The sequence below is a fragment of the Amycolatopsis thailandensis genome, assembly GCF_002234405.1.
Classification (GTDB): Bacteria; Actinomycetota; Actinomycetes; order Mycobacteriales; family Pseudonocardiaceae; genus Amycolatopsis; species Amycolatopsis thailandensis.
Map to the genome: position 1 here is coordinate 1 of NZ_NMQT01000025.1, position 26,784 is coordinate 26,784.

The window sequence follows — 26,784 nt, forward strand, 5'->3', positions numbered from 1 at the left end:
CGCGGCCCCGGCGCTGGTCGTCGTCGGCGCGCTGATGATGAGCCAGGTGAAGGAGATCGACTTCTCCGACTTCACCATCGCGCTGCCCGCGTTCCTGACCATCGTGGTCATGCCGTTCACCTACTCGATCGCGAACGGCATCGGCGCCGGCTTCGTCAGCTACGTCGTGCTCCGCGCCGTCTCCGGCAAGGCGAAGGGCATCCACCCGCTGATGTGGGCCATCGCCGCCATGTTCGTGGCCTACTTCGCCGTCGGCCCCATCCAGGCGGCGTTCAACTGACCAGCGGTTATGTCATCCGTGGGCGATCTCACGGGCCGGCGATCCGATCGTGAGGTATGCTAACTATATGTCCGGAGACACGCACGAGCGCTCACTGGCGAGCCGCCTGCGTCTCGCGGTGGTGCGGCTCAATCGACGGCTACGGGCCCAGCGGGCCGGTGACGGCATCTCGCTGACCCAGGTTTCGGCGTTGTCGACGTTGCACAAATGCGGTGCGCTGACCCCTGGCCAGCTCGCCGCGAAGGAAGGCGTCCAGCCGCCCTCGATGACGAGGGTGATCGCCGCGCTCGAGGAGATGGACTACGTCGAGCGCAGGCCGCATCCGACGGACGGCCGCCAGGCCATCGTCGAGTTGTCCGGCCGCGGCCGGGCCTACGTGGTCGAGCAGATCACCGCGCGGGAGATCTGGCTGGACAAGCAATTGGCGGAGTTGAGCGCCGAGGAACGCGAAGTGCTCTCTCGCGCCGCCGAGATCATCGACAGGATGGCGGGGAACTAACAGCGGTGACGACCACGGGTAACGAAACTGAGTGTCCTTCCAAGACCACCGTTACCCGGGAACCCGCTCCACCGCCGCCACCTCCCGCGCGCGAGAAGCCGCGCGGGAGCATGTTCTCTTCGCTGAAGGTCCGCAACTACCGGCTCTTCTTCACCGGCCAGGTCATCTCGAACATCGGCACCTGGATGCAGCGCATCGCGCAGGACTGGCTGGTGTTCACCCTCAGCGGCAACGACCCGATCGCCCTCGGCATCGCGGTCGCGCTGCAGTTCGCGCCGACACTGTTCCTCTCGCTGTGGGCCGGGGTGCTGGCCGACCGCGTCGACAAGCGGCGGCTGCTGATCGGGATCCAGATCGCCGTGCTGGCGCAGGCGGTCGTCCTCGGCGCCCTGGACCTGAGCGGGATCGCGGCGCTCTGGCACGTCTATCTCCTCTGCTTCACGCTGGGCTGCACGGCTTCGCTGGAAGTGCCCGCGCGGCAGTCGTTCGTCGCCGAGATGGTCGGCAGGGACAAGGTCACCAACGCCGTCGCGCTCAACTCCTCGATCTTCAACATGGCGCGCATCGTCGGCCCGGCCATCGCGGGGTTCGCGATCACCTGGGTCGGCACCGGCTGGCTGTTCATGGCGAACGCGGTGAGCACCGGCGCCGTCATCGCCGCGCTGGTGATGATGAACCCGGACAAGCTCTTCCGCGGCCCGGCCATCCCGCGCGAGAAGGGGCAGCTCGTCGAGGGGCTGCGGTACGTCCGGCGGCGCAGTGACCTGATGACCGTGATGGTGCTGGTGTTCTTCGTGAGCACGTTCGGCATCACGTACTTCACCTCGCTGCCGATCGTCGCCGCGAACGTCTTCCACACCAACGCCGACGGCTACGGCCTGCTGTCGACGCTGGTCGCCGTCGGCACCTTCACCGGCGCGCTGATGTCGGCCCGCCGCAACACCCGCGGTGGTCCTCGTGTGCGGCTGCTGCTGATCTCGGCGTTCCTGCTCGGCGCGTTCGAAGTGATCACCGCGTTCATGCCGACGTACCTGACCTTCGGTCTCGCGCTGATCCCGCTCGGCTTCGCCACGATCACCTTCCTCAACACGGCGAACGCGCTGGTGCAGACCGCGGTCAGCCCGGAGATGCGCGGCCGCGTGATGGGCCTGTACGTGCTGGTGCTGATCGGCGGGAACCCCATCGGTGGCCCGATGACCGGCTGGATGGCCGACGCCTTCGGCGGCCGCTCGCCGTTCTACATCGGCGGCGCGATCTCGGCGATCGCCGCGATAGCCTGTGCCGTCGTGCTGATCCGGCGCGGCGGGGTGAGCCTGCCGGTGCGGCGGTTCGGCAACGGGCTGCGCGTGCTGAAGAGGGAGCGAGTGTGAACAGACTCGGCGTCGAACCGTCGGTGACCCGGTGGGACGGCGGCGAGGCCCGGTTCCTCGGCTGGACGATCGACGGCGCCGCCCTGCGCGACCTGGTTCCCACGCAGAATCAAACGCCGTTGTTCCTGGACGACGACGGGTGGCGCGAGACCGCCGTCGCGACGCTGTCCCGGCTGCTGGGCGACTTGCCGGGCGATTTCGACGACGGCCGGGTCGCACTGGATTTCTGCCCGCTGTGCGGCGACCTCGGCTGCGGTGCTTACAGCGTCGAGGTCGTCTTCGGTGACGACGTGGTCGAGTGGCGGAACTTCGGCTGGCAGACCGACTACGAACCCTTCGATGACCCGGACGAGTACAAGTTCACCGGAGCCCTTTTCGATCGGAAGGCGTACGAGACCCTTCTCCGCGACCTCCTGTCGAACTACCGCGCCTAGGGCCCGAGCAGCGGCGGCACCATCTTCTCGGCGAGCGCCTGCAGATCGCCGGCGCCCTTGAACTTCAGCGTCTGCCCGACCGGATCTTCGGTGAGCTGCACGACGACGCCTCGCCCGTTGACCTGGGCGGGCCGTCCGGCGATCGTCGTGGTCGGTTTGACCACCGAGGACAGCGCGCTGTAGTCCGCGGTCGTGCCGTTCAGCTCGCACGACGCGAAGAAGGTCGGTTTCGCCTTGTCCGCGGGGACTCCGAGCGCTCGGCCGAGTTCCCCGCACAACAGCCAGGACATCACCGGGAGTGGTTTGTCCTTGAGTGGCCCGGCTTCGACCGGTTGCGGCGCGATCTCGCCGTCTTCGCCGATTTTCGGCAACCGCGGCCCGGGCGGCATCGCTCCCGCGATCAGCGCCTCGGCGAGTGCCTTCGCCTTGCCCTCGGCCTCGGGCGTCTTGACGGCCCGGCTGCGGACGGCGACGTTCAATACCGGCGACGCGCCTTTGTGTGGCGCGACCTCGATCAGTTCGACGCTCAGACTGATGGTGCCCATCTCGGTGGCGATGACCGCGAGCTTGCCCGCGACGGTGGTCCTGGTCGGCAGCCCGCGGCTCGTGCTCTCGGGCAGCGCCGGGATCATCTGGGCGGTGACGTCGAACTGCGCGGTGACAGCGTGGCAGGACCCGCTCGCCTCCCGGAGCGTGCGGCCGCCGAGGATCTCCTCCCAGCGCTGCTCCGGGATCGCCTGGCACAGCACCTGCGCGCCGGTCTCACTCGTCAGCGCGGCCACCATCTCGCCCGTCGGCATCAGGACCGGGCGGAGCGCGTTCTCCGGCTTGGACGGCCAGGTTTCGGGAAGTTCGCCCTCCGCGCTGGTGCCACCCTTGTTCAGCAGGGTGATCGCGACGAAGATGCCCACGCCGAACAGCAGCAGGACGCTGGTCAGCGCGCAGCCCGCCCAGATCCACATCGGACGGTCGGTCTTGCGGGCGATGGCGCGGTAGTCGTTCGGGGTGGCCACGGGGTCAAGCTAGCCGCTCGGGGGCTCGCTGTCCGGCGAAACGCCAACCCGCCGCGCCACTGGCACCATGCTTGCCCCCAATGTGGCATTGGGGACGCTCAATGTCCCCAATGCCACATTGGGGGCGGGAGAGCCGACCACTCGCAAGAGGGAGGCGGAAGGGTCGCCGGAGGGAACCGGCCCGAAGCGCGTCCGACGATGCTTCAAGGCATGACCAGCACAGCGTTCCGCAGCGTCGCAGGAGTGCCCAGATGGGCGAAGTGGTCGGCGCACACCGTCGCCCTGGTGAACGTCCCGTCCGGAATCTGGCGGCTCGGGCTGGCCGTGGGGATCCCGTTCGGCCTGGCACAGTCCGAAATGGACGCCATGAAGACACCCGGCTGGGGATCGCTCTACCTGGTGTTCCTCGCCGTGTTCTCCGAAGCCGTCGCTTTCCTGGCTCTCGGTCTCGTCCAGCCGTGGGGCGAGGTCTGGCCACGCTGGATCCCTTTCGTGGGCGGCAAATCCGTCTCCGCCCGCAAGGTCGTGATCACGTCCTCGCTCGGTGTGCTGGCCACGACGATCTACGCCGGGCTGTTCGTCTACACGACCTTCAACGCCGACATGGCGGGCGAGCCCTGGGCGGACTGGCTGATCGCCATCGTCTACGTGCCGCTGTTGCTCTGGGGTCCGCTGCTCGCCGTCGTGACGTGGCACTATCACCGGCGTCGCGCCCAGGCGTCGATCAAGGTCTGAAGCGCCGAACGATCACTTCCACCTGGCGGACGGAGGCGGTTCCAGCGCCTCCCGCAGATCGCCGCCTACCTCGTCCGCGACGTCTTCCACGGTCCACGTCTCCCGTTCGAGGACAGGGTCCTTGATCGCGGTCTGCCGGAGCACGCACAGGATGTCGCCCCGGAACCGCAGGATCTGCCCGGTGATGCCCGCCGAGAGTTCGCTGAGCAGGTAGGTCACCAGCGGGGCCACCCGCTCCGGCGTGTGCTCCGGGGTCTGGACGACGCTCGGGTCCTTCCAGGCCATCCGAGTCCAGGCCACCGGCGCGACGGCGTTGACCCGGATGCCGTGTTCGGCCAGGTCGGCCGCCCAGGAGGCGGTCATGGAGGCGACGGCGCCCTTCGAGGCCGAGTACGCGGCCGCGCGCCGCTGGCCGATCATCGAACCGGAGCCCACGTTCACGATCACGCCGCCGCCCCGCTCGCACATGACCGCGGCCGCGGCGGTCCCGCAGAACAGCGGGCCCAGCACGTTGACCTCGACCACCTCGCGCATCTTGGCCGGATCGTCGGCCCACGGATCGGCGCGGTAGTTGACGCCGGCGTTGTTGACCAGTCCGTCGAGCGAGCCGAATTCGGTGACGCACTGGTCGATCAGCCCGGCGGCCGAAGCGGCTTCGGCGATCGAGCGGTCGTTGGCGACGGCGCGTCCGCCGAGCGACCGGATCTCCCCGGTGACCTCCCGTGCGAGGTCACCGTCCACATCGTTGACGACGACGGCGGCCCCGTGTGAAGCCGCGTGCAGCGCGAAAGCCCTGCCCAGACCCTGCCCGGCTCCGGTGATCACCACGGCTTTACCGCTCAGATGGCTCATGAGACCAGTGTGTAGTCACTCGGACGGGTGAGATCGGCGTCTCTCAGGCGAACCCCTTGCCGGGGTAGATGAGGTTAGGCTAACCTCATACATGTCCGCTTCGTGGTGGGAGCGGCAGTCAGTTCGGGAACGGACGAAGCCCCGCAACCGGGTCACCCCCGGAGGCGGGGCTTCGTTCATTCCGGGGGTTCATGGTCGATGACCGGCGTCGATCCGGTCAAGGGTGTTCCGGCACTCGGGTGAGTTCGATCCCGAACTCCTTCCGGTAGGCGTCCAGGACCTCCTGATCACTCGAAAGCCTGGTCTCCTCGCGGACGCCGTGGGTCGTGACGATCAGCCTGTCACCCGTCAGGGTGACCCGGCCGTGGGTGCTCGGCAGCGAACAGGTCGGCCCCCGCGTGAAATGCGAGTCCGGTGACGTCGCCTGCCAGAACGCCGTCGGGACGAACTCGTCCAGCGCCCGCGTCCGCGGCTCGATCCGGTACTGGGGCTTGCCGTCCAAGAGGACGTCGATGTCGCCGTGGGGCGCGTCGAGGAACAGGAACTCGCCGTCCGGGTCGGCCTGCGGCTCGGTGGCGGACAGCCGCAGCGGGAACCGGCTGAACCGGCCGAAACCGACGTCGGCCAGCCATGGTTCGTCCAGTTCGACGCGCACGACGGCGTGGTCGAACGGTGGCCCGAGGGTGCCGTCCGCCCGGAACACCTTCGCGGCCTTCAGATCGGCGTCGAAACCCAGTTCACGCAGCAGGGCGGCGAAGAGGCCGTTGAGTTCGTAGCAGAAGCCGCCACGCCGCCGTCGCACGATCTTGTCGAACAGCGCCTCGGTGTCCAGGACGATCGGTTCGCCGAGGTGGATGCTCAGGTTCTCGAACGGGACCACCGCGAGGTGGCGCTCCTGCAGTACCCGCAGCGCGGCGACGTCCACGGCGGCGGGGCGCTCCAGGCCGAGGCGATCGAGGTATGCGGCGACGTCCATGCGACCACCTTGACACCTCGACTTCGCTGGAGGTCAAGCACGAAAAAGGGCCCTCCCGGAGGAGAGCCCCGTTTCGTGGCGAGAGGTCAGCCGAGCAGCAGGCCGTTGCCACCGGCGACGGCGTTGTCGAACCGCTTGGAGATCTCGGCCCAGTTGAAGATGTTCCACAGGGCCTCGACGTACTTCGGCTTCACGTTCTTGTAGTCCAGGTAGAACGCGTGCTCCCAGACGTCGACCAGCAGGATCGGCGTGGTCGGCAGGATCAGGTTGTTGTGGTGGTCGCGCAGCTGCTGGGTGATCAGCGTCTTGCCGATCGGGTCCCAGGAGAGCGCGGCCCAGCCGTTGCCCTGGATCGTGGTGGCGACCGCGGTGAACTGCGCCTTGAACTTGTCGAAGGAGCCGAACGCCTCGTCGATCGCGGAGGCCAGCTCGCCGGTCGGCTTGTCGCCGCCTTCCGGGGAGAGGATCTTCCACCACACGACGTGGTTGGCGTGCCCGGCCAGGTGGAACGCCAGCGTGGTCTGGAGGCCGACGATGTCACCGAAGTTGCCGGCGTCGCGGGCTTCGGCGATCTTGTCGAGCGTGTCGTTCGCGCCCTTGACGTAGGTCGCGTGGTGCTTGCTGTGGTGCAGCTCGTTGATCTCGCCCGAGATGTGCGGCGCAAGAGCGCTGTAGTCATAGTCGAGATCGGGGAGCACGTAGCGGGCCATCGGCCCTCCTTCTGTCTTCGACACGAGTTTCCAAGGACGAACTTAGTCGTCTTCACCCGTTTGCGGCGACCGGGGGCGCCGCGTTTCTCCCCAGGTGGAACGACTCGTTCTTACCGGCAGTACCCGGTGGGGCCACTGCCTGAAACTCACCCTGCTAGCTCCAGTTAGCTGGAGGTCAAGGCGATGTGACGCCGGTCATCGAAGGAGGGCCGATGACTCTTCGGCTCAGGAGAAGGAGACCGGGATGAAGACGTCCGAGTTCCGGTCGTTCGAGGCGAAGTGATCGCGCCGCGAGATGATCGCGCACGTCACCGAGGGGTTGGAGCAGTCGAGGCCGCTGTTGACTTCGGCGATCCGGATCTGCGTCGTGAAGGTGCCGTTCGAGGCGATGGGCGAGGAGCCGCCGGGGAAGTTGGTGACCCAGGCGGACGGGCCGACGCCGGTGCCGCCCTGGCCGTCGCCGCCCGCGCACGGGCTCGGCTTGGTGCCGTAGCTGTAGTCCTCGGGCACGGCGCACAGCGCGACGTAGTAGCCCTCCGCGGAGTTGAAACCGCTGCCCGTGACGGTGATGGTCTCGCCGGCGGCGGCGAGACCGGTGGCGTTGGAGGCGGAGAGGGTCTTGCCGTTGTGGGTCGCACTGCCCGGCGCGGCCGAGGCGGGGGCGGCGAGCGCGGTGACGGCCGCGGTCGCGGCGGTCGTGACGAGTGCGGCGCGGAGCAGGACCGATCTCTTCGACATGGGAGGTTCCCTTCGATCACAAGGAGGTCACAGCCTTAGGCAAGGCTTACCTATCAGGGAGTGAATATGGTTAGCCTTGCCTAATGTTGTCAAGGGGGTTGCTGTCCACGGTCGCCGTGCTCCTCGCCATCGTTGTCAGCGGTTGCTCGTCACCGCCGTTGGCGACCACGAAAGCGGCCGAAACCGGAGCTGACCTGCAGCCGCTTTCACAGGTCAAGCCCCTGTCGGAGCCGAAGAACCAGGTCGGCCCGAGTACCGCGAGGCTCGCGCAGGCGGACATCACCGGCGGGAAACCGGCGGTCCAGCACCTCCCGGCGGCGATCACGGATCACCAGGGCACGCCGGTCACGGTGACCGACACCAGCCGGATCCTCGCCTTCGACATGTCCGGCACGCTCGCCGCGACCGTGTTCGGCCTCGGCCTCGGCGGCAACGTCGTCGGACGGGACGTCTCCACCGGCTTCCCGTCGGCCAGGGACCTGCCGCTGGTCACCGTGAACGGCCACCGGCTCAACGCCGAGGCGATCCTGGCGTTGCGCCCGACCGTGGTGATCACCGACACGACGCTGGGCCCCTGGGACGTCGTGCTCCAGTTGCGCGCGTCCGGGGTGCCCGTGGTCGTCGTCGACGCGAAGCGTTCGATGGACAACGTCGGTGACATCGTCCGTCAGGTCGCCGCCGCGCTGGGCGTTCCCGAAGCGGGCGAAAGCCTCGCCACCAGGCTCGCGGCCGACGTCGACGCCAAAAAGGCGGAGATCGCGAAGCTCGCTCCCGCCGATCCGGCCCGCAAACTCCGCGTCGTCTTCCTCTACATGCGCGGACAAGCCGGCGTGTATCACCTGTTCGGCAAGGGATCCGGCGCCGATTCGCTGATCGGCGCGCTCGGCGCGGTCGACGTCGCCACCCAGGCGGGGATCGAGGGGATGCGCCCGGTCAACCCGGAGGCGCTGGCCAAGGCCAAGCCCGACGTGATCCTCATGATGACGAAAGGTCTCGAATCCGTCGGCGGGATCGACGGCGCGCTCCAGGTGCCCGGGGTGGCGCAGACGCCCGCCGGGCAGCACCGCCGCGTCGTCGACATGGCGGACTCGCAGATCCTGAGCTTCGGACCGCTCACCGCCGGCGTGCTCGACGCGCTGGCACGGGCCCTCTACGCGCCGGACGACGCCGGATGAACCGCGGCGTCAAGGTGACCGCCGTGTTCGCCGCGCTCGTCGCCGGTGTCGTCGCGGTTTCCCTCGTTTCCGCGGGCAGCGGGCAGTTCGGCGTCCCGCTGTCGCAGGTCTTCGATTCGGTGCTGCACCGGCTCGGGCTCACGGAAACGCGGCTCGATCCGTTCGCCGAGGGCGCGCTGTGGCAGGTCCGGTTCCCGCGCGTGGTGATGACGTTGCTGGTCGGTGGGGTGCTCGGGGTCTGCGGCGCGGTGATGCAGGGCGTGTTCGGCAACCCGCTCGCCGAACCGGCCGTGGTCGGTGTCTCCTCCGGCGCGGCCGTGGGGGCCAGTCTGTCCATTGTGGCCGGTTGGACGTTCTTCGGCGCTTTCACCACACCGGCCTTGGGTTTCGCCGGTGGGCTCGTCACGACGCTGCTCGTCTACGCGCTTTCGCGGTCTCGCGGGCGCTCCGAGGTGGTGACGCTGATCCTGACCGGCGTCGCGGTCAACGCGGTCACGATGGCGATCATCTCGTTCCTGATGTTTTCCGCCGACCAGGCCGCCCGTGAGCAGATCGTGTTCTGGCAGCTGGGTTCCCTGGCCGGTTCGCGCTGGCCGTACGTCGTGACCGTGCTGCCGCTGGTCGCCGTCGGGGTCGCGGTGTCGATCGCGCTTTCCCGGAAGCTCGACCTTCTCGCGCTCGGGGAGCGGCAGGCCCGGCATCTCGGCGTGGACGTCGAAAGACTGCGCCTCGGCGCTGTCGTGATCGTCGCGCTGATGGCGGCCGCGGCCGTTTCGTACTCGGGGATCATCGGGTTCGTCGGGCTGATCGTGCCGCACGGGCTGCGGATGCTGCTCGGTCCCGGGCACCGCGTGCTGATCCCGGCGAGCCTCTTCGGTGGCGCGCTGCTGCTCGCCGCGGCGGATCTCGGCGCCAGAACCCTTTTCACCTACGCGGATCTGCCGATCGGCATGCTGACCGCGCTCGTCGGCGGGCCGTTCTTCTTCTGGCTCCTGCTGCGCACCAGGCGGCGTTCGGGAGGCTGGGCGTGAAGTTCTTCTCCCGGCGTGAAAACACCTTGCCCCGGCACGCCGGACGCGGTGCCGAACTCGATCGCGTCTCCTATGCGGTCGACGGGAAAACGCTGCTGCGTGAGGTCTCGCTGAGAGTGCGCGCGGGCGAGGTCCTCGCCGTCGTCGGCCCGAACGGCGCGGGCAAGTCCACGACGCTCGGGCTGCTCGCCGGGGATCTCCGCCCGGATTCGGGGCGCGTCCTCGTGGCCGGGACGGAGCTGGGTGGCTGGAGCGGGATCGAACTCGCGCGGTTGCGGGCGGTACTGCCGCAGCAGAACACCGTGACCTTCCCGTTCACCGTCGAGGAAGTCGTGCGGATGGGCAGAACCCCTTGGGAGGGAACGGAAGCCGAGGACTTCGACGAGACCGAGATCGCGGCCGCGCTGAAGGCGACCGGGATGACCGGGTTCGCCGGACGCCGGTTCACCACGCTGTCCGGCGGCGAGCAGGCGAGGGCCGCGCTCTCGCGGGTGCTCGCGCAGCGGGCGGGACTCCTGCTGCTCGACGAGCCCACCGCCGCCCTGGATCTGCGGCACAGCGAGGAGATCCTCACGCTCGCGACACGGCGGGCCGAGGCCGGGGATGCGGTGCTCGTCGTCCTGCACGACCTCGGCCTCGCCGCCGCGTACGCGGACCGGGTCGCGGTGCTGTCGGACGGGGAACTCGCCGCCGAAGGCACGCCCGCCGAGGTGCTGACCGAGTCGCTGCTCAGCGAGGTCTACCGGCATCCCGTGGAAGTCCTCACCCATCCCCGCACCGGGAAACCGATCGTCCTGCCCCACCGAGCGGCCGAGGAGCGCCGATGAAACAGCTGATGAGAGTGGCCGTCGCAGCCGGGCTGCTCATGATCGCCGCACCCGTGCCCGCCTCGGCGGCGGGCGCGGCCGTGACGTTCTCACCCGGTGCCGCGGACCCGGACTACGCGACCTCCTTGCAGGTCAAGGGAACAGGGTTCCAGTCCGTGCCCAAGGGGTACGGCGGGATCTACCTGCTGTTCGGCTGGGTCGCCGACGGCGCGTGGCAGCCGAGCCAGGGCGGCGCGGCAGGCGAGACCTACCGGTACGTCAAGGACAAGGAAACCAAGGACAACAACGGCTTCCAGCGATTCCTGGCCTTCCCCGGCAGCGACACCGCGTCCGCGGCCAACGGCGAGCTCGCCGCGAACGGGACCTGGTCGACGAAACTGGTGATCCCCGGCGCCCGGTTCAAGGCGGCCGACCGGTCCGGGAAGGTCGTCGACGTCGATTGTCTCAAAGTCCGATGTGGACTGATCACGGTCGGCGCGCACGGCGTGGTCAACGCCACCAACGAGACTTTCACTCCGGTGACGTTCGCGGTGCCGAAGGCGCCCACGACGCAGGCCGCCGCGCCACCACCCCCTCCGGCTTCGTCGGCGCCGCAGCCCTCCTCCGGCGCGGCGCCGGCGTCCTCTTCGGCGCCACCTATGTCCACTGTGGAATCCACGCCCGCGGCGACTCCGGCTCAGGCCGTGCAGCCTGCCGCGCAGAGCGGGGAATCCGGTTCGTGGTGGTGGATCGCCGTCGTGGCGGGCGTGGTGCTGATCGCCGCGCTCGCCGTCCCCCTGATCCGGGCCCGCAAACGGACCCGAAACGCGGAAGGTGAATGAAGTGTCCTTGCGAAGATGGGGCGCCGCGCTGGCGGGTGCTGCCCTGGTGGCCGGAATCGCCGTCACCCCGGCGCTCGCCGCCGATCCGTTCACGCCGAAGGTGACCGTGACACCGAGCACCGGACTCGATCCGGCGGGGACGAAGATCGTCGTCAAGGGCACCGGGTTCGACCCGGCCGCCAACGACGGCAAGGGCTTCGGCCTGCGCGTGGGCCCGGCGAAGCCCGACGTCCGGGACCGCGCCGGTAAGGATTTCCAGGTCAGCCGCCTGATCAAGAAGGGCGCCGTCGGCACCCAGATCCCGCTCGGCGACGACGGGAACTGGGAATACGCGGTCACGGTCAAGGCCGAGTACGTCGCGAGCGGCACGACCTACAGCGCGAAGACGCAGCCGTTCAGTGTCTTCGTCTTCGGCTGGGACACCCCGGTGCTCACCTGGGACAGCACGACGCCGGTGAAGTTCACCGGAATCGGTGACCCCGATCCCGGTCCGGGGGACACCGCGGCCGGGGTCGGCTGGGGCGTGAGGCAGTCCTGGCGGAGCTACATCACCCGCGGCGGCACGGTGACACCGTCGAACGGGGCGACACTGGATTCCTCGGCGCCGAACGTCGAGCCGTTCCCGTACCGATGGAAGTACGGATCGTCCACATGGGACTCCGGCAAGGGCACGGTCTCCTACGCCGGGCAGGTCACCTACACGTTCGAGGCGCACACGATCTGGGACTTCACCATCGCCGATCCCCGGATCGCCATCGCCGGTGACGGCACCGGGAAGCTCACCGCGAAGATCGGGTATTCCTTCTACGGGACCAAGACCGCGCCCCAGAAGGTGCGGACGCCGTCCGACGTCGTGTTCGCCGACCTCAAGCTCAAGGCGCCACAGCAGGTGGGTGACGGCGTCGTCGTCGACATCGAGTCGGCGAAACTGACCAAGGAGGGTGCCGAGGCGTTCGCCGACTTCTACAAGGAGGGCGACGCTCTCGACACGGGCCAGATCGCCTTCCCCGGCAAGAGCGGCCCCGCGCCCACTTCGAGTCAGCCCACCAGTTCGGTGCCCACGAGTTCGGTTCCGACCTCGACTCCGACCTCGACTCCCGCCTCGACGACGTCCTCGGCGTGTGTGCTGACCCCGGACTCCGCGAAGCAGGGAAACCTGTTGTGGGGCTTCAAACAGAGCTTCCGCCGCTATGTCGCGACCGGTTCGGGCACGTCTATCACCGCTTCGGACGGTGTCGAGGTCACCGATATCGACAAGATCGACGGGACGGGGCCGCTGAGCGGGGCCTACCGGTGGGGCTTCGACAGCGTGCGGTACCAGTCGGCGAGCGAGTTCACGACGCAGTTCCGGGGCAAGGTGACCTTCGCCTATCCGAGTCACTCGTTCGAATTGTCGATCGGGCGGCCGAAGGTGGTCGTGGCGCAGGGGAAGGGCACGCTCTACGCCGACGTGGAACTGAAGACGACCAGCGGGGCGCCGTCGCCGCCCATCAATCAGCCTGGTGTGGAACTCGCGTCGCTGGACCTTGCGGCGGCGAAGACCACCGAGGGCGCGGGCGTGCTGAGTGTCGCCGGGATCAAGGTCACCCTGGGCAACGCGGAGGCTTTCGCGAAGTTCTACACGGTCGGCGAGGTGCTCGACGAGGCCGCGGTGACGCTCGGTGCCTCGTGCGCGAACCTGCCGGGCGGTTCCGGGCCCGGCTCGGGTCCCGGTGCCGGCTCGGGCTCCGGCTCCGATGATCTGGTGCCGGACGTGAAGTACCGGCCGGACTCGGCCCTGGCCTCCACCGGTGTCGAGAGCGGCGTCTGGCTGCTCGGGGGACTGGTGCTGCTGGGCGCCGGACTGCTTCTGGTGCTGGTGGTGCGTCGCCGGACCGTGTAACGGTCGTGAGTGGCTAGGACGGTTAGAGCGGACCGGCAACCTACCCACGCGTGACCTGCGTGAGAGTGGCGTTTCCGCGTGTGCCGGGATCGAAGCAGGCCTTCTTCGCTGCCTTGAGGGCAGGGTTCGGACCGGTCAGGGCCCGAGTCTCCACAGGGGACACTTAGCGGCGATTGAGCGTCCGATTTGTGCCCGTATGGGATGTTCTGTGCAGGGTCGTGAGTGATAAGGAGGGTTAGAACCCTCTTTATCACTCACGACCCCTTCGCAAAGCCAGGCAAAGTTCCCAAAACGGGCGTTCCGGCTGGCATAGGTGTCTCATGTGGACGGCCGAAGTCGCGATCTACTGGGCGCCGGACTGCTTCTGGTGCTGGTGGTGCGTCGCCGGACCGCGTAAGCGATGTCATGAGGGGTCCCCATGGGACGGAATTCGTCCCATGGGGACCCCTCATGACACACGGGACCGAGGTCAGGCCGCCCGGTACGAGTCCAGCTCGCTCGCCAGCTCGTCGAACACCGCGATGTTGCACTCGAAGGCCACGATCGCCTCCTCGATCAGCCGCGCGCGCTCGTCCTCGCTCCACGGCGCCGAGTTCAGCCGCTCGCGGTAGCCGTCCCGGAACTTGGGCGCGCTGCCCAGCTGGTCGAAGTGGTAGAACAGCGACCCCGCGTCGCGCACCTCGTACTCGCGCTCCAGCAGTCGCCGGATGACCTGGCCGCCGGCGATGTCGCCGAGGTAGCGGGTGTAGTGGTGGGCGACGAACCCGCCGGACCAGTCCGATGCCTCGGCCACGCGCCGCGCGTAACGCTCCGTCGAGGCCAGCGGGCGGACGGTCTCCCGCCAGTCCGGGCCGACGAGGTGTTCGAGGTCGCGTTCGAGGCTCGGCAGCCGCCGCAGTTCCTCGAAGACGAACTTGCCCGCCACCGGGTCCGCGGCCAGCTTGTCGGCGGCGCGCTCGATGGCCTGGTAGATGAAGTAGTACTGGATGGCCAGCCGGGTGTAGCCCTCCAGCGAGAGCTCGCCGCCGAGCAGCGCGTTCATGTACTCGGAGTGGTTGGCCCGCTCGTGGGCGGCCATGGTGGAGGCGCGAAGGTTCGCGGAGAACGGCCCGGATTCGACGTCGGTGGTCACCGGCATGGACACAGCCTCCAAGCATCGATCTGACATGCTGTCAGAAAGAGCGTAAGGCACAACCGCGAGTTAGGCTACCCTAATCTTTAGGTTTCTCCGTCATGCCGACCGCTCTGAGCACGAATCGGACCGCTCCCTCGATCGCGTCGTCCAGCCGTTCGGGTGGCACGTCGACCACCTGACGGCTGCCCAGCGCGGCGGTGATCATCGGGATCAGCACGTCCGGATCCTCTTCCGGCACTCCCTCGGCGAGGATCTCCCGCAGCTGGCCGGTGATGGGATCCGCGTGCGCGCTGATCCGCCGGTACGCGGCGGGCGCCAGCGCCGACGCGAGCGCCGTCCCCGGCGGCAGGTGGTACTCCGCCAGCACCCGCAGTTGCAGCCGGACGAACGTCGAAAGCTTCGCGACCGGGGTGTCGGCGGTCGCGACGGCCGCCGTCAGCCGCTCGACGTACCGTGTCGCCTCGTCCTCGACGAAGGCGACCAGCAGGCTTTCCTTGTCGGGGAAGTGGTTGTACATCGCCGTCCGGCCGAGACCGGCTTCGGCCGCGACCCCCGCGAGCGTGACCGCGTCGAATCCGCGCTCGTACAGCTGCCCGCGCAGGACGTCGAACACCCTGCTGCGGACCTCGCGCCGGTGCTCCTCCAGCGACCGGCCGATGATCTTGGGCACGAGCCACCTCCTGGAAGGAGACCTTAGGCCTCCAGGGGCCAGGTGTGCACCGGCGTGTCGGTCGCGGACAGCTCCAGGTACCGGCCCAGCATCCGGTTCAGCGCGGTCTCGCGCTCGGCCCCGCGCTCCTCCGCGCGCAGGACGAACTCCCGCTGCCACGCCGCGCCGGTCCGCCTGGTGAGGCAGCGCTGCTCGATGACGCCCAGATAGCGCTCTCTCGCCGCGTCCGAAACATCCGATCGGCGTAATCCCTCGTGCGCCAGCGGCAGCAGGACCCGCAGCACCAGCTCGTCCGGCGGGATCCAGCCGATGCCGGGCCAGTACAACTGCGCGTCGAAACCCCGTCGCGCCCCCGCGTACATGTTCTCCTCGGCCGCCTGGAACGACATCTGTGTCCACACTGGACGGTCGGCCTCGGCGAGAGCCCGCTGGGCGCCGTAGAAGAAGGCCGCGTTCGCGACCATGTCGACGACGGTCGGGCCCGAGGGCAGCACCCGGTTCTCCACCCGGAGATGCGGCATGCCGTCGACGACGTCGTAGACCGGCCGGTTCCAGCGCCAGACGGTGCCGTTGTGCATCCGCAGTTCGGTGAGTTTCGGCGCCTGGCCGGAGTCGAGCGCTTCGATCGGGTCTTCCCGGTCGGTCTCGGGCAGCAGGCCGGGGAAATACCGGACGTTCTCCTCGAACAGGTCGAAGATCGACGTGATCCACCGCTCACCGAACCAGACCCTCGGCCGCACGCCCTGGTTCTTCAGCTCCTCCGGCCGGGTGTCCGTGGCCTGCAGGAACAGCGGGATCCGCGTCTCGTGCCAGAGCGTCTTGCCGAGCAGGAACGGCGAATTCGCGCCGACCGCGATCTGGACCCCGGCCAGCGCCTGTGCCGCGTTCCAATGCGCCGCGAACTCCTCCGGCGCGACCTGGAGATGCAGCTGGACCGAGGTGCAGGCTGCCTCGGGCAGGATCGACTCGGAGTAGCTGCGCAGGCGCTCGGGTTGTCTGCCGGGCAGTGGCGCGCCCTCCATCGAAAGCACCGTCCGCTCGCCGCGCGCGGCGAAGATCCGGTCGTTGAGCAGCGAATACCGCGCGTTGTTGGTGAGCCACTTCTGGTCGAAGTGCTCGTGCCGCAGCGTCGGGAGGATGCCGATCATCGCCAGCGAGGCGCCGGATTCCTCGGCCGTGCGCGCGGCGGCGCCCAGATACGCGCGGAGATCGTCCTCCAGCTGGAGCGCGGACTCGCCGGCCAGCGGCCGCGGCGGCACGTTGAGCTCCAGGTTGTGCTGGCCGAGTTCGGTGGTGAACGACGGATCGTTCAGCGCCTCGAGCACCGTCGTGTTCGTCATCGACGGGCGCAGCTCGGCGTCCACGAGATTGAGTTCGACCTCGAGCCCGATGTTCTTGCGAGGGAAGGAAAAACTCCCGTCGGTGAGCATTCGGGCCAAAGTGTCGAGACAACGCTGGACCTTTCGGCGGTAACGTCCGCGATCTTGCGGTTCACAGGGGTCCGCCGAAAGATTCTTACCCATGTTCGTCGAGCTCCTCATTGGCCACGCTCCGCGGGATCCAGGCGGGACTGCCAGGCGGCCCAACGGTTTCACGCATCGCCTTCGCCCGGCTAGCGGCCAAACTGGTGCTCTCTGTCACTAGGGGTTAACTTACAGCAAAATACGCCCGTTCGTACCACCTCGTCCGGAACGTTCGGACGCGAACGGCGTGCGGTGAGGGTGATGACACACTCTCCCGGTGGCTGAACTGATCACCATCGACGACTCCGGCGACCCCCGGCTCGACGATTTCCGCGACTTGTCCACGGCCGATCGGCGGCCCGATCGGCCGGGCGGGCGTGGCTTCGTGATCGCCGAGGGCACCGTCGTGGTCGAACGGCTGCTCAAATCCCGATATCCGGTCCGCGCCCTCCTCGGCGTGGAGCGGCGATTCCACGAATTGAGCGGCGAACTGGACGGCGTCGACGTCCCCGGCTACGTGACCTCGGCCGAGACGATGGCCGAGGCGGTCGGATTCCATCTGAACCGCGGGATCCTGGCCGTCGCGGACCGGCCCGTCCCGCCGCCGACGGTCGAAAGCGTCATCGACGGCGCGCGGGTGCTCGCGGTGCTCGAAGGCGTCGGTGACCACGAGAATCTCGGCTCGCTGTTCCGCAACGCGGCCGCGCTCGGTGTCGACGGCGTCCTGCTCGGAGCCGGTTGTTCGGACCCGTTGTACCGGCGCAGCGTCCGCGTTTCGATGGGGCACGTGCTGCGCGTCCCGTTCGCCACGTTCGGTTCCTGGCCCGGCGACCTGGAAATGCTGCGGGAACGCGGTTTCCGTATCGCGGCCCTCACTCCTCGTGCGGATTCCGTTTCGCTGCGCCAGTTACGGGATCAAACACCGGAGAAGGTCGCGTTGATGCTGGGTGCGGAGGGCCCCGGCCTGACCGACGAGGCCATCGCCGCCGCCGACGTCGCGGTGCGGATCCCGATGCCCGACGGCGTCGATTCGCTGAATGTCGCGACCGCGGGCGCGATCGCGTTCTACGAGACGCGTCCACCGCTATCGTGAGCATCCGAGCGATCACGAGGAGAACCCATGGAATTGCGGATCCGTGAGGGACGCGCGGTGCTGGCCGGGCCGGACGGCGGAAGCGCGCGCGAGGTGGACCCGCACTCACTCGCGATCGGTTCGGACCTCGCCCAGGCGCTGCACGAGTGGGCGCGTGTCGCGTCGGCCGTCGGCGCCGCCCGCCCCGGCGACTCCGGTGACCCCGACTCCGGCGACACCGGCACCGAAGCCGTTTCCGTGGTCTCCCAGCGAGGTCGTCAGCTCGCCCAGCGGGTCGCCGCCACGATGGGCACCTCGGTGCGGTTCGTCGATCCCGTCTCCGGCGAAGGCGTCATCGTCGACCCGCCCACTCCGGCACCCCGCAGCGAACTCGCGCGCCGCCTCTTCGGCACGCCGGACCCCGCCGGGGAACCGACCCCGTGGCTGACCGGGCTGACCATCTCCGCGTTCGTCGCGGCCGTGGTCGTCGTGGCGATGCTGGCGCTGGCGAACACCCTGGCGCGTGAGACCAGCGGCTGGCTCGCGCTGCTCGCGTCCGCCGTCGTGACCGCCGGGATCGCTCCGTCGCTGTGGCTGGCGCGCCGGGTGCCGATCGTGCGGTGGGCGTCGTTCGGCGCGGCCGCGGGGATCGTGATCGCGTGGATCGGCGTGCTGGTCGTCGTCTTCTAGACGCGTTTGGAGAACATCAGGATCTGCCCGCCCGCCTGCGTCGTCCTTTGCCCGCTCAGCGTGTAACCGCGGTATCCGGCGATCTGCACGACCAGCGCCGGGGAGATCCGGTAGGCGCGCATCGCGATCTGCACGTGGGGCCGCCCGTCGAATTCCCGCGCGAGCCACCCGAGGCGGGAGGTGCGCGGGAACACACAGGTGACGAAGGCGGTCGGGATGATTCCGGCGAAAGCGGCCAAGAACAGCAGGTTGGCCAGCGGGTCCTCGGATTCGTCCGACGCTCCGGCGGAAATCAGCGCCACGACGAGCAGGACGGCGATCGTGACGGGCACGATGCCGTTCAGCCACACGGGGCGGAACCCGGGCCCCGGCGGCGCGGGCAAGGGAAGCCGCGGTGGTGACGGGTCGCGGCCGAGCAGGAGGATCCGGTCGTCCGGATCGCCGAAATCCGCCGCGACCCGCAAACCCTCCGTCTCGGCGACCTCCGCGACACGCCGGGCGGAGAGGTTCGCGTGCTTGAGGCTGATCCAGACCTGGTCCGAACCGCTGATCCGGTTGAGCAGCCAGCGTTCCCGGTCCTTGTCCGGCCGGTCGGGACCGTCGAACCAGGGAACCGGCGGCACGTGCTGTGGCGCGTACTGGAAACTGAGGCAGCCCTGGTACATCGGCGGGATCTCCAGGTAGCCGCGTTCGCGCGCGATCCCGCGGACGTTGTCAGGGTCGAGCCGCCATTCCAGCGGTGACACGTGGGAGTACGGCGCCCCGGTGAACACCTCGTACCGCAACCGGACGGTGCTGATGTACCAATCGTGCATGAGTATCCCCCTCGCACGAGGATACTGAGATCCATGGCCGGTGACCCGCTCGTTTCACTCAGACGGCTCTGCCTCGCGCTGCCGGAGACCTCCGAGCGCCTCAGCCACGGCGAGCCGGCGTGGTTCGTGCGCGGCAAGAAGTCGTTCGTCAAATACGCCGACCGTCATCACGACGACAAGGTCGCGTTCTGGTGCCCGGCGCCGCCCGGCGCGCAGGAAGAACTGGTGGGCGCCGAGCCGGAACGGTTCTTCCGGCCGCCCTACGTCGGGCACAGCGGCTGGATCGGGGTCCGGGTGGACGTCGACGTCGACTGGGCCGAGATCGAGCGGATCGTCACCGACGCCTATTGCCTCGTGGCGCCGAAATCCCTGATCGCGCAGGTCCCCGGACGCACGTAATGGCCCCTCCACCGGAAGGGGCCATTACGTGCGAAGTCAACCTCGTTGCGATCGGACGCCCAACAGGACGTCTTCCCAGGATGGAACGATGGGGTGGTTCTTCTTCCCCTTCGCCCGTGGAGCGGGTTCGGCCACTTCCTCCGGCTCGTCAGCCGGGAGTGGTGGCTCGACATCTTCGTCGGGCTCCGCGAGCGGCGCGTCGATCACCTTCGCGACCGGTTCGTCCGGAGCCGAATCGAGAGTGGGCTGGACGGCTGGTTCCTTGGCGGGGTCCAGCGCCCGGACCGTGCGCGGGGCGCGGTAGGCGTTGGGATTGAGCAGGACTTCGGCGTTTTCGTCGAGCGCCTGCACGGTGCCGCCGTGCGCGCCGGGCGCGAACGCCCAGTGCGCGCGGTTGTCCGAGCGGCCTGCCTTCCAGCTCAGCACGACGACCCACTTGCCGTCGTCGCCGCGCCAGGAGTCCCAGGTCGCCTGGCTGTAGTCGTGGCCGCGCTGCCCGAAGGAGTGCGCGACGACCTCACCGAGGGTCTGCACGTCGGGGCCGTCTTCGCGGATCGGGTGCGCGCGCTGGGCCAGTTCGGCGGTGCGGGATCGTTCGAGCAGGACCGGGTACGCGAACCGCTCGACGCGCTGCACGGTCACGCCGGCGCTGCTCGCGACCTGCTCCACGGACTCACCGGCCCGGATTCGTGCCTGGATCTCGCGTGGCCGCATTTGGCTCTCCAACTCGATTTCGATCTGGCCGAGGCGGGTGATGTCACCCCTCGCCGCCGCTCGCAACCTCTCGTCCGCGGGGAGCAGGAAGCGCGTGCGGCTCGCCGGGTCTTCGCACACGATGGACTTACCGTCCTCGTGCAGCCCGACCACCCGTAGCGCTCGCATTCTCGCCTCCCCGATTCTTCACCTTTGTGGGTGTCCACGTTAAAACGGCGCGTCGCCTTGACGTGTGAGGCGCGCCGATGTCATGTGTCCTGCTCACTATTTTGTTCATGACCGCAAGTGCATTCTGCTGGAGTAATCCACGGCTCGCCGCGTGACGCGCTGGACACACACAGTCACGATCGGGGGAATCTACGGCAGCCGGATCCGGACGACCAGTCCGCCGCCGCGTCCGCCCGGTTCCGCGCCCGCGGTCCCGCCGTGCGCCTGGGCGATGGACCGGACGATCGACAGGCCGAGCCCGGCGTTGCGCGAGTCGCCGGTCCGGTCGACCGACAGCCGCCGGAACGGTTCGAACAGCGCGGGTACGGCGTCCAACGGCACCTGAGGGCCGGTGTTGCGCACCACCAGCGCCGGGTCGCCGCCGATGTCGACGTGGATCCAGCCGCCCTTGCGGTTGTAGGTGATGGCGTTGTGCACGAGGTTCGTGACCAGCCGTTCCAGCAGCACGGGGTCGCCGGACACGGTCCGCGGCCGCAGCCGCGACTCCACGGTGACGCCCGCTTCCTCGGCCATGGCCGCCGCCGACCGGATGACCGTCGCCGCGACCTCGTCCAGGCGGACGGGGCCGCGCGCGGCCAGGCCGCGATCGCTGCGGGCGAGCACGAGCAGGCCCTCGATCATCCGTTCGCTGCGTTCGTTGGTGTAGATCAGGTGCTCGCCGAGTTTCCGGACCTCCGGGCTGACGTCGGGGTCGGCCATCGCCACCTCGACCAGCGTGCGCTGCACGGCCAGTGGGGTCCGCAGTTCGTGGGACGCGTTGGCGACGAAGCGTTTCTGGCTGTCGAACGACACGGCGAGCCTGTCGAGCATGCCGTCGAAGGTGTCGGCGAGCTCCTTGAGTTCGTCGTCGGGGCCGTCGAGGTCGATCCGCCTGTCGAGGTTCTCGACCTCGAGTTTCCGCGCGGTGGAAGTGATCGCGTGCAGCGGCCGCAGCACCCGGCTCGCCATCAGCCAGCCGAGCAGCACCGCGAGCGCGCCGGCGATCGCCAGTGCCACCAGCGATTGCCACAGCAGTGTCGAGAGGACGTCCGAGCGGTATTCGGTGATCGAGGTCGCGACCAGCTGCGTGGCCTGGGCGCGCTCGACGGGCATGATGGTCGCCGTGTCCATCGGGTACGCCTGGGCGCGCTGGACCGAGATGCCCGCGGCGGTGTCGGCGAAGGCGGCCGTGTCCGGCAGCTTCGAACTCACCAGCAGGTAGTTGACGATCAGCAGCGCGAGCCCGACGATCAGGAACGCCCCGCCGTAGAGCGCCGTCAGCTTGGTGCGGACGGAGAGCCGGAGCGGTTTCACGACCCGAACCGGTAACCGGCGCCGGGCACGGTTTCGATCAGCGGCGGCTCGCCGAGCTTGCGCCGCAACGTCATCATCGCCACGCGGACGGCGTTCGTGAACGGGTCGGCGTGCTCGTCCCACGCCTTCTCCAGCAGGTCCTCCGCGCTGACCACGGTCCCTTCGGCGCGCATCAGCACCTCCAGTACCGCGAATTCCTTGGGGGACAAGGGAAGGAACCGGCCGTCGCGGGACGCCTGGTGCCGGGGCAGGTCGAGGACGACGCCGCCGCGTTCCAATACCGGCGGCAGCGCCGGCCGCGCGCGCCGCGACAACGCCTGCACCCGCGCGACCAGTTCGGCGAACGCGAACGGTTTCGTCAGGTAGTCGTCGGCGCCGAGGCCCAGCCCGGCGACCCGGTCGTCGACGTCGGTGGCGGCCGTCAGCATGAGGACGCGCGCCTCGCCGCCGGTCTTCAGCACCGCCGCGCAGACCTCGTCGCCGTGCACGACGGGAAGGTCCCTGTCGAGCACTACGACGTCGTAGCCGTGCACCCCCACCCGGTCCAGGGCCTGGCCGCCGTCGTAGCAGACGTCGACGGCCATGGAGAACCGTCGCAGGCCCTCGGCGATCGTGTCCGCCAGGAGCCGCTCGTCTTCCACCACCAGCACTCTCACCAGGTCAGTCTGCCCCGGATGGGGGTAAGCGCGAGATAAGCGCGGGTCGTCCGGCCGGGTGGTGTGGCCCGGTCGGGTTGGAGGCATCGTGTCTTGGGTACCTGCGGTCGGACGGTTTCGCGTGACCGGTGGGACGACACCCGTGATCAGACGGACGACACGCGTGATTGGGCGGACGGCACGCGGTGGGGACTCGGCCGTCGCCGAATGTCGTCCGTCTGGCCACGAGTGTCGTCCGTCTGATCACACGTGTCGTCCACTCGGTCACGCGAACGGACCGGTCCGGCCTCGGCCCACCTCGGCCCGGTGTCGCGAAAGCCACTTTCGCAACGTTGAAGGTTGCGAAAGTGGCTTTCACAACGCGTTCTGCCGAGACAGAGCCGGTACCTGCGGACGGCTTGGCTCAGCCGGCCAGGTGGCCCCGGCCGAACTCGCGTGATCGGAGCCGTGACTCACGTGCTTGGAGGCCGAACTCATGTGCTTGGAGCCGTAACTCGCGTGATCCGGCTTCAAGCACACGAGTTACGGCGTCAAGCACGCGAGTTACGGCTGGGTGCACCTGCCGCGGGCCGGACCAGTGGGAGCGTAAGCGCGACATAAGCGACTTCGCTTACCGCGCCGGAATCGCCGCCTCCGTAGAAATCGGGTCGCCAAGACGACCGAAGGAGCAGCGATGCGGAAACGACCGATGGCGGCACTGATCGCCGGAGCGGTCTTCGCGCTGGTGGCCGGCTGCGGCGGCGGGGACGGCGGCGACAAGGTCGCCTCGATCTCATCGCCGCCGAGCGCCGGCGCCGGTGACGGACAGCAGGCCGACAACGTGTCCGACGAGGACAAGAGGCGCAACTTCGCGAAGTGCATGCGCGAGCACGGGGTCGACATGCCCGATCCCAAGAGGGACGCCAACGGCCAGGACACGGTCACCTTCGAGGCGGTCGAGGGTGGATTCGACGAGAACAAGATGAAGGCGGCGGACGAGGCGTGCCGCAAGCTCCTGCCGAACGGCGGCGAGATCAAACCGCCCACGCCGGAAGAGCTCGACAAGATGCGCAAGGAAGCCAAGTGCATGCGCGACCACGGCATCGACTTCCCGGACCCCGAGCCCGCGGGCAAGGGCGGCGCCGCCATCGCGCTGGGCGACGCGAACGGTGACCCGAAGAAGTTCGAAGAAGCGGCGAAGGCCTGCGGTCTCGGCATGACCATGAGGGCGGCTCCGGCGAAATGAGCGAACACGAAGGTCCCGGCGGCGCTCGGCGTTCGCGCCGGGCGCGCTGGTTCATCATCGCGGCGGTCCTCGCCGTCGTGGTCGGGACGACGTCGGTGGTCGTGCTGACCAGGGTGACGTCGGAGGCCCAGCAGGTCGGGCAGGCGCCGCCACCGGTCGAAACCGCGAAGGTGGAGAAGACCGACTTGCAGGAGGAGGAAGAAGCGAGCGGAAAGCTGGGCTACGGCGAGGAAAGCTCCCTCGCCGGCCGGAAACAGGGCACCATCACGTCCCTTCCGGACGCGGGCGCCGTGCTCACCCGCGGCAAGGCCGTCTACGGCGTCGACGCCAAGCCGGTCCCGTTGTTCTACGGCACGCTGCCGTTCTTCCGTGACCTCGCAGACGGGGCGGCGGACGGCCCGGACGTCAAGCAGCTGGAAGAGAACCTGAAGGCGCTCGGTTTCGGCGGTTTCGGCACGCCCGACAAGAAGTTCACCTCGGCCACCGCCGCCGCGATCAAGAAGTGGCAGAAGTCGCTGGGGGTCGAGCAGACCGGCGCCTTCGGGCAGGGCGACGTCGTCCTCGCGGCCGGCGAGATCCGGGTTTCGCAGCTCGCCGCGCAGCTCGGCGGTCCCGGCGGCGGCGAACTGCTGAAGTACACCGGCACCGAGCGGATCGTCGAGGTCAAACTCGACGCCGCCAAGCAGGCCATCGCGAAGGAGGGGGACAAGGTCGGGGTCGAAATCACCGGCGGCAAGACGACCGACGGCGTGATCACCGAGGTCGGCAAGGTCGCGGAGAACGGCAAGGACGGCGCCGGGCAGGACGACGGCAAGCCGAAGATCAAGGTCAAGATCAAGCTGGACGATCCGGCCGCCGCGGGGTCTCTCGATTCGACGCCGGTCTCGGTGCGGTTCACCAAGGAAGTCCACAGTGGAGTGCTGGCGGTCCCGGTCGGCGCCCTGCTCGCGCTCGCCGAGGGCGGCTACGCCGTCGAGGTCGACGAAGGCGGCAAGCGACGGCTCATCGCGGTGAAGACCGGCCTGTTCTCCGGCGGCCGCGTCGAGATCACCGGCACCGGCCTCGCCGCCGGGATGCGGGTGGTGACGACGTCATGACCCCGGTGCTGGCCGTGCGCGACGCCTCGCGCACCTATCCCGGCGGCGTGCGCGCCCTGCACGAGGTGACACTGTCCATCGAGGACAGGGAGATGGTCGCGATCCTCGGGCCGTCCGGTTCCGGCAAGTCGACGCTCTTGCAGCTGATGGGCACACTCGACCGGCCCACCAGCGGCGTCATCGAACTGCGCGGGCACGACGTCGCGAAGTTGCCCGACCGCAAGCTTTCCGCGCTGCGGTCACGGTGGATCGGTTTCGTGTTCCAGCAGTTCTTCCTCAGTGAGGGGGTGAGCGCGGTCGACAACGTCGCGACGGGGCTGCTGTACGCAGGGGTGCCGCGGCGGAAACGGCGCGAGCGGGCGCTGGCGGCGCTCGACCGGGTCGGTCTCGCGCACCGTGCGGGTCATTTCCCGAACGAGCTCTCCGGAGGGGAACGGCAGCGGGTGGCGATCGCGCGGGCGGTCGTCAACTCGCCGTCGATCCTGCTGGCCGACGAGCCGACCGGGAACCTCGACACGGGCAACGGCGCGGCGATCCTCAACCTGCTCGCCACGTTGAGTTCGCAGGGGACGACGGTCGTGATCATCACCCACGACCGGGAGATCGCGGCGGGTATCCCGCGGCGGATCGAGCTGCGGGACGGCCGGATCCGGCTCGACACCGGGACGGGGGTGCCGGTGTGAGCGCGCCGGTGCTCGACAAGACGCCGGATCCGGCCCGGCTCGGCCCACGTGACGTGCTGAACCTCGGCGCGCACGGGATGCGGACGCGGCCGATGCGCGCGGTGCTGTCCGCGCTCGGCATCGGGATCGGGATCGCCGCGATGGTGGCGGTGCTCGCGATCCCGGCGTCGGGCGCGAAGGCACTGCAAGACCAGCTGTCCGCGCTCGGCACCAACCTGCTCACCGCGGGACCGGGCAAGACGATGTTCGGCGGCGACGCGACGTTGCCGGACAGCGCTGTGCCGATGGCGAAGCGGATCGCCCCGGTGACGGCGGCGTCCGCGACCGGCGGCACCGGCGCGTCGGTCCGGCGGACGGACAAGATCGACAAGGACGAGACGTCCGGCCTGTCCGTCTTCGCGGCGACGCCGGAACTGCTCGACGTCATCGGTGGTTCCGTTCGCGACGGCCGGTTCCTCCGTGACGCGACCCGCGACTACCCGGTCGTCGTGCTGGGCTCGGTCGCGGCCGCGCGGCTCGGGATCGACCACATCGACCAGGCCGCCCCGCCGAAGGTGTTCATCGACGGGAAGTGGTTCACCGTGGGCGGGATCCTCGGGCCGACGCCGCTGGCGCCCGAGATCGAGCGGTCGGCGCTGGTCGGCTGGGACGCGGCGGTGCGGCTCCTCGGCTTCAAGGGGCATCCGACCACCGTGTACGTGCGGGCGAAGGATTCGCAGGTCGAGAACGTCCGCTCGGTGCTCGCGCACACGATGAACCCGGAGGCGCCGAACGAGGTCGAGGTGCGTCGCCCGTCGGAGGCGCTGGAGGCGCAGAAGCTGACGGAGAACACCTACAGCGCGCTGTTCCTCGGGCTCGGCGGGGTGGCGTTGCTGGTCGGCGGCGTCGGGGTGGCCAACACGATGGTGATCTCGGTGCTGGAGCGGCGCCGGGAGATCGGCCTGCGCCGCGCGCTCGGCGCGACGAAACGGCAGGTGAGAGGCCAGTTCTTGGCCGAGTCGGTGCTGTTGTCCGGGCTCGGCGGGATCGCCGGGGTGCTGGTCGGCGTCCTCGTGACGTCCGGGTACGCGCTGAGCCAGGGCTGGCCGGCGGTGCTTCCGGTCGGCGCCCTGCTCGGCGGGGTCGGGGTCTCGGCGCTCGTCGGTGCCGTCGCGGGTGCCTATCCGGCGATGCGCGCGGCGCGGCTGCCGCCGACCCAGGCCCTCGCCTAGCTGGCGTTTCGTCCTCTGGATGCGGTGGTTCGCACTGCCAACTACCGCATCCAGAGGACTAACTGCGTGGTGGCGGTGGGTAATCTCGCC

28 protein-coding genes and 1 pseudogene are annotated in these 26,784 nt (G+C 69.0%); 17 read left to right on the forward strand and 12 right to left on the reverse strand.

What is annotated here, in order from left to right; genetic code table 11:
* From CFP71_RS08005 to CFP71_RS08020, 4 genes and pseudogenes are all read left to right on the forward strand, one after another.
* A pseudogene (locus tag CFP71_RS08005) lies at positions 1-280 on the forward strand (NCS2 family permease); the annotation flags it as partial.
* 67 nt (positions 281-347) lie between these two features.
* On the forward strand, positions 348-779 hold the full coding sequence (locus tag CFP71_RS08010; protein WP_093933191.1) for a MarR family winged helix-turn-helix transcriptional regulator: 432 nt from the start codon (positions 348-350) through the stop codon (positions 777-779).
* Between the two features lie 110 nt (positions 780-889).
* On the forward strand, positions 890-2,149 hold the full coding sequence (locus CFP71_RS08015; protein WP_093933192.1) for an MFS transporter: 1,260 nt from the start codon (positions 890-892) through the stop codon (positions 2,147-2,149).
* Complete coding sequence (locus CFP71_RS08020; RefSeq protein ID WP_093933193.1) at positions 2,146-2,583, forward strand: hypothetical protein; 438 nt, start codon at positions 2,146-2,148, stop codon at positions 2,581-2,583. Before CFP71_RS08015 ends, CFP71_RS08020 begins: the two co-directional genes overlap by 4 nt.
* Here CFP71_RS08020 and CFP71_RS08025 read toward each other — a convergent pair.
* Positions 2,580-3,596, reverse strand: coding sequence for a hypothetical protein (locus tag CFP71_RS08025; RefSeq protein WP_093933194.1), 1,017 nt, complete (start codon positions 3,594-3,596; stop codon positions 2,580-2,582). The two genes, CFP71_RS08020 and CFP71_RS08025, sit on opposite strands and share 4 nt — an antisense overlap.
* A 210-nt stretch (positions 3,597-3,806) precedes the next feature.
* On the opposite strand from CFP71_RS08025, the gene CFP71_RS08030 reads away from it, so the two are divergent.
* A complete protein-coding gene (locus CFP71_RS08030) occupies positions 3,807-4,331 on the forward strand; it encodes a hypothetical protein (RefSeq protein WP_244199597.1) in 525 nt (174 codons plus the stop codon).
* 12 nt (positions 4,332-4,343) lie between these two features.
* On the opposite strand, the gene CFP71_RS08035 is transcribed toward CFP71_RS08030, so the two are convergent.
* From CFP71_RS08035 to CFP71_RS08050, 4 genes are all read right to left on the reverse strand, one after another.
* The gene (locus CFP71_RS08035; protein ID WP_093933195.1) at positions 4,344-5,183 is read right to left on the reverse strand and encodes an SDR family NAD(P)-dependent oxidoreductase; all 840 of its coding nucleotides are present in this window, start codon (positions 5,181-5,183) and stop codon (positions 4,344-4,346) included.
* A 217-nt stretch (positions 5,184-5,400) separates the two neighbouring features.
* Positions 5,401-6,159: an arylamine N-acetyltransferase family protein gene (locus CFP71_RS08040; protein WP_093933196.1), complete on the reverse strand. Its 759-nt coding sequence runs from the start codon at positions 6,157-6,159 to the stop codon at positions 5,401-5,403.
* Positions 6,160-6,245: 86 nt separating this feature from the next.
* On the reverse strand, positions 6,246-6,869 hold the full coding sequence (locus tag CFP71_RS08045) for a superoxide dismutase (RefSeq protein WP_093933197.1): 624 nt from the start codon (positions 6,867-6,869) through the stop codon (positions 6,246-6,248).
* Positions 6,870-7,094: 225 nt separating this feature from the next.
* Positions 7,095-7,607 carry a hypothetical protein gene (locus tag CFP71_RS08050; protein WP_093933198.1) on the reverse strand — a complete coding sequence of 171 codons (513 nt, stop codon included), beginning with the start codon at positions 7,605-7,607 and terminating at the stop codon, positions 7,095-7,097.
* 83 nt (positions 7,608-7,690) lie between these two features.
* Between CFP71_RS08050 and CFP71_RS08055 the strand changes: the two genes are divergently transcribed.
* Genes CFP71_RS08055 through CFP71_RS08075 form a run of 5 tightly spaced genes read left to right on the forward strand, consistent with a single transcriptional unit; the run spans position 7,691 to position 13,343 of the window.
* Positions 7,691-8,782, forward strand: a complete 1,092-nt coding sequence (locus CFP71_RS08055) for a heme/hemin ABC transporter substrate-binding protein (RefSeq protein WP_167406041.1) — start codon at positions 7,691-7,693, stop codon at positions 8,780-8,782.
* Entirely contained in the window at positions 8,779-9,813 is a 1,035-nt protein-coding gene (locus CFP71_RS08060) for a FecCD family ABC transporter permease (protein WP_093933200.1), read from the forward strand. The genes CFP71_RS08055 and CFP71_RS08060 overlap by 4 nt, the downstream gene beginning before the upstream one ends.
* Positions 9,810-10,640 (forward strand): heme ABC transporter ATP-binding protein, encoded by an 831-nt coding sequence (locus CFP71_RS08065; RefSeq protein ID WP_093933201.1) that lies wholly within the window; start codon positions 9,810-9,812, stop codon positions 10,638-10,640. Before CFP71_RS08060 ends, CFP71_RS08065 begins: the two co-directional genes overlap by 4 nt.
* Positions 10,637-11,461 (forward strand): hypothetical protein, encoded by an 825-nt coding sequence (locus CFP71_RS08070; protein WP_244199598.1) that lies wholly within the window; start codon positions 10,637-10,639, stop codon positions 11,459-11,461. The genes CFP71_RS08065 and CFP71_RS08070 overlap by 4 nt, the downstream gene beginning before the upstream one ends.
* Position 11,462: 1 nt before the next feature.
* Positions 11,463-13,343 carry an HtaA domain-containing protein gene (locus CFP71_RS08075; RefSeq protein ID WP_167406042.1) on the forward strand — a complete coding sequence of 627 codons (1,881 nt, stop codon included), beginning with the start codon at positions 11,463-11,465 and terminating at the stop codon, positions 13,341-13,343.
* A gap of 469 nt (positions 13,344-13,812) precedes the next feature.
* On the opposite strand, the gene CFP71_RS08080 is transcribed toward CFP71_RS08075, so the two are convergent.
* The 3 genes from CFP71_RS08080 to CFP71_RS08090 form a co-directional block, all read right to left on the reverse strand.
* Complete coding sequence (locus tag CFP71_RS08080) at positions 13,813-14,481, reverse strand: biliverdin-producing heme oxygenase (protein WP_093933203.1); 669 nt, start codon at positions 14,479-14,481, stop codon at positions 13,813-13,815.
* A 73-nt stretch (positions 14,482-14,554) separates the two neighbouring features.
* On the reverse strand, positions 14,555-15,148 hold the full coding sequence (locus CFP71_RS08085; protein WP_093933204.1) for a TetR/AcrR family transcriptional regulator: 594 nt from the start codon (positions 15,146-15,148) through the stop codon (positions 14,555-14,557).
* A 23-nt stretch (positions 15,149-15,171) separates the two neighbouring features.
* Entirely contained in the window at positions 15,172-16,671 is a 1,500-nt protein-coding gene (locus tag CFP71_RS08090; protein WP_093933205.1) for a glutamate-cysteine ligase family protein, read from the reverse strand.
* Positions 16,672-16,888: 217 nt separating this feature from the next.
* Between CFP71_RS08090 and CFP71_RS08095 the strand changes: the two genes are divergently transcribed.
* Positions 16,889-17,704: a TrmH family RNA methyltransferase gene (locus tag CFP71_RS08095; protein ID WP_093933206.1), complete on the forward strand. Its 816-nt coding sequence runs from the start codon at positions 16,889-16,891 to the stop codon at positions 17,702-17,704.
* Between the two features lie 27 nt (positions 17,705-17,731).
* Entirely contained in the window at positions 17,732-18,373 is a 642-nt protein-coding gene (locus CFP71_RS08100) for a DUF2537 domain-containing protein (protein WP_093933207.1), read from the forward strand.
* Here CFP71_RS08100 and CFP71_RS08105 read toward each other — a convergent pair.
* Complete coding sequence (locus CFP71_RS08105) at positions 18,370-19,188, reverse strand: hypothetical protein (protein WP_093933208.1); 819 nt, start codon at positions 19,186-19,188, stop codon at positions 18,370-18,372. The two genes, CFP71_RS08100 and CFP71_RS08105, sit on opposite strands and share 4 nt — an antisense overlap.
* Before the next feature lie 33 nt (positions 19,189-19,221).
* On the opposite strand from CFP71_RS08105, the gene CFP71_RS08110 reads away from it, so the two are divergent.
* Complete coding sequence (locus tag CFP71_RS08110; protein WP_093933209.1) at positions 19,222-19,587, forward strand: MmcQ/YjbR family DNA-binding protein; 366 nt, start codon at positions 19,222-19,224, stop codon at positions 19,585-19,587.
* 36 nt (positions 19,588-19,623) lie between these two features.
* Here the strand turns inward: CFP71_RS08110 and sepH are convergent, their stop codons facing one another.
* The 3 genes from sepH to CFP71_RS08125 all read right to left on the reverse strand — a co-directional run bounded on the left by sepH (position 19,624) and on the right by CFP71_RS08125 (position 22,478).
* Complete coding sequence (gene sepH / locus CFP71_RS08115; protein ID WP_093933210.1) at positions 19,624-20,469, reverse strand: septation protein SepH; 846 nt, start codon at positions 20,467-20,469, stop codon at positions 19,624-19,626.
* 189 nt (positions 20,470-20,658) lie between these two features.
* Positions 20,659-21,822: an ATP-binding protein gene (locus tag CFP71_RS08120; protein WP_093933211.1), complete on the reverse strand. Its 1,164-nt coding sequence runs from the start codon at positions 21,820-21,822 to the stop codon at positions 20,659-20,661.
* Positions 21,819-22,478: a response regulator transcription factor gene (locus CFP71_RS08125; protein WP_093933212.1), complete on the reverse strand. Its 660-nt coding sequence runs from the start codon at positions 22,476-22,478 to the stop codon at positions 21,819-21,821. Before CFP71_RS08125 ends, CFP71_RS08120 begins: the two co-directional genes overlap by 4 nt.
* A 673-nt stretch (positions 22,479-23,151) precedes the next feature.
* On the opposite strand from CFP71_RS08125, the gene CFP71_RS08130 reads away from it, so the two are divergent.
* The 4 genes from CFP71_RS08130 to CFP71_RS08145 are packed head-to-tail and all read left to right on the forward strand — an operon-like array spanning position 23,152 to position 26,694.
* The gene (locus CFP71_RS08130) at positions 23,152-23,703 is read left to right on the forward strand and encodes a hypothetical protein (RefSeq protein WP_093933213.1); all 552 of its coding nucleotides are present in this window, start codon (positions 23,152-23,154) and stop codon (positions 23,701-23,703) included.
* On the forward strand, positions 23,700-24,800 hold the full coding sequence (locus CFP71_RS08135) for a peptidoglycan-binding protein (protein WP_093933214.1): 1,101 nt from the start codon (positions 23,700-23,702) through the stop codon (positions 24,798-24,800). The genes CFP71_RS08130 and CFP71_RS08135 overlap by 4 nt, the downstream gene beginning before the upstream one ends.
* Entirely contained in the window at positions 24,797-25,483 is a 687-nt protein-coding gene (locus CFP71_RS08140) for an ABC transporter ATP-binding protein (RefSeq protein WP_093933215.1), read from the forward strand. Before CFP71_RS08135 ends, CFP71_RS08140 begins: the two co-directional genes overlap by 4 nt.
* Positions 25,480-26,694 carry an ABC transporter permease gene (locus CFP71_RS08145; protein WP_093933216.1) on the forward strand — a complete coding sequence of 405 codons (1,215 nt, stop codon included), beginning with the start codon at positions 25,480-25,482 and terminating at the stop codon, positions 26,692-26,694. Before CFP71_RS08140 ends, CFP71_RS08145 begins: the two co-directional genes overlap by 4 nt.
* The last annotated feature ends 90 nt before the right edge of the window (positions 26,695-26,784 follow it).

Coding starts and splice junctions, on each gene's coding strand:
- CFP71_RS08035 (WP_093933195.1), bottom strand. CDS start 5,183: ATGAGCCATCTGAGCGGTAAAGCCGTGGTGATCACCGGAGCCGGGCAG.
- CFP71_RS08060 (WP_093933200.1), top strand. CDS start 8,779: ATGAACCGCGGCGTCAAGGTGACCGCCGTGTTCGCCGCGCTCGTCGCC.
- CFP71_RS08090 (WP_093933205.1), bottom strand. CDS start 16,671: ATGGGTAAGAATCTTTCGGCGGACCCCTGTGAACCGCAAGATCGCGGA.
- CFP71_RS08140 (WP_093933215.1), top strand. CDS start 24,797: ATGACCCCGGTGCTGGCCGTGCGCGACGCCTCGCGCACCTATCCCGGC.
- CFP71_RS08070 (WP_244199598.1), top strand. CDS start 10,637: ATGAAACAGCTGATGAGAGTGGCCGTCGCAGCCGGGCTGCTCATGATC.
- CFP71_RS08135 (WP_093933214.1), top strand. CDS start 23,700: ATGAGCGAACACGAAGGTCCCGGCGGCGCTCGGCGTTCGCGCCGGGCG.
- CFP71_RS08130 (WP_093933213.1), top strand. CDS start 23,152: ATGCGGAAACGACCGATGGCGGCACTGATCGCCGGAGCGGTCTTCGCG.
- CFP71_RS08080 (WP_093933203.1), bottom strand. CDS start 14,481: ATGCCGGTGACCACCGACGTCGAATCCGGGCCGTTCTCCGCGAACCTT.
- CFP71_RS08040 (WP_093933196.1), bottom strand. CDS start 6,159: ATGGACGTCGCCGCATACCTCGATCGCCTCGGCCTGGAGCGCCCCGCC.
- CFP71_RS08015 (WP_093933192.1), top strand. CDS start 890: ATGTTCTCTTCGCTGAAGGTCCGCAACTACCGGCTCTTCTTCACCGGC.
- CFP71_RS08110 (WP_093933209.1), top strand. CDS start 19,222: ATGGCCGGTGACCCGCTCGTTTCACTCAGACGGCTCTGCCTCGCGCTG.
- CFP71_RS08010 (WP_093933191.1), top strand. CDS start 348: ATGTCCGGAGACACGCACGAGCGCTCACTGGCGAGCCGCCTGCGTCTC.
- CFP71_RS08055 (WP_167406041.1), top strand. CDS start 7,691: ATGTTGTCAAGGGGGTTGCTGTCCACGGTCGCCGTGCTCCTCGCCATC.
- CFP71_RS08050 (WP_093933198.1), bottom strand. CDS start 7,607: ATGTCGAAGAGATCGGTCCTGCTCCGCGCCGCACTCGTCACGACCGCC.
- CFP71_RS08100 (WP_093933207.1), top strand. CDS start 17,732: ATGGAATTGCGGATCCGTGAGGGACGCGCGGTGCTGGCCGGGCCGGAC.
- CFP71_RS08030 (WP_244199597.1), top strand. CDS start 3,807: ATGACCAGCACAGCGTTCCGCAGCGTCGCAGGAGTGCCCAGATGGGCG.
- CFP71_RS08105 (WP_093933208.1), bottom strand. CDS start 19,188: ATGCACGATTGGTACATCAGCACCGTCCGGTTGCGGTACGAGGTGTTC.
- CFP71_RS08045 (WP_093933197.1), bottom strand. CDS start 6,869: ATGGCCCGCTACGTGCTCCCCGATCTCGACTATGACTACAGCGCTCTT.
- sepH (WP_093933210.1), bottom strand. CDS start 20,469: ATGCGAGCGCTACGGGTGGTCGGGCTGCACGAGGACGGTAAGTCCATC.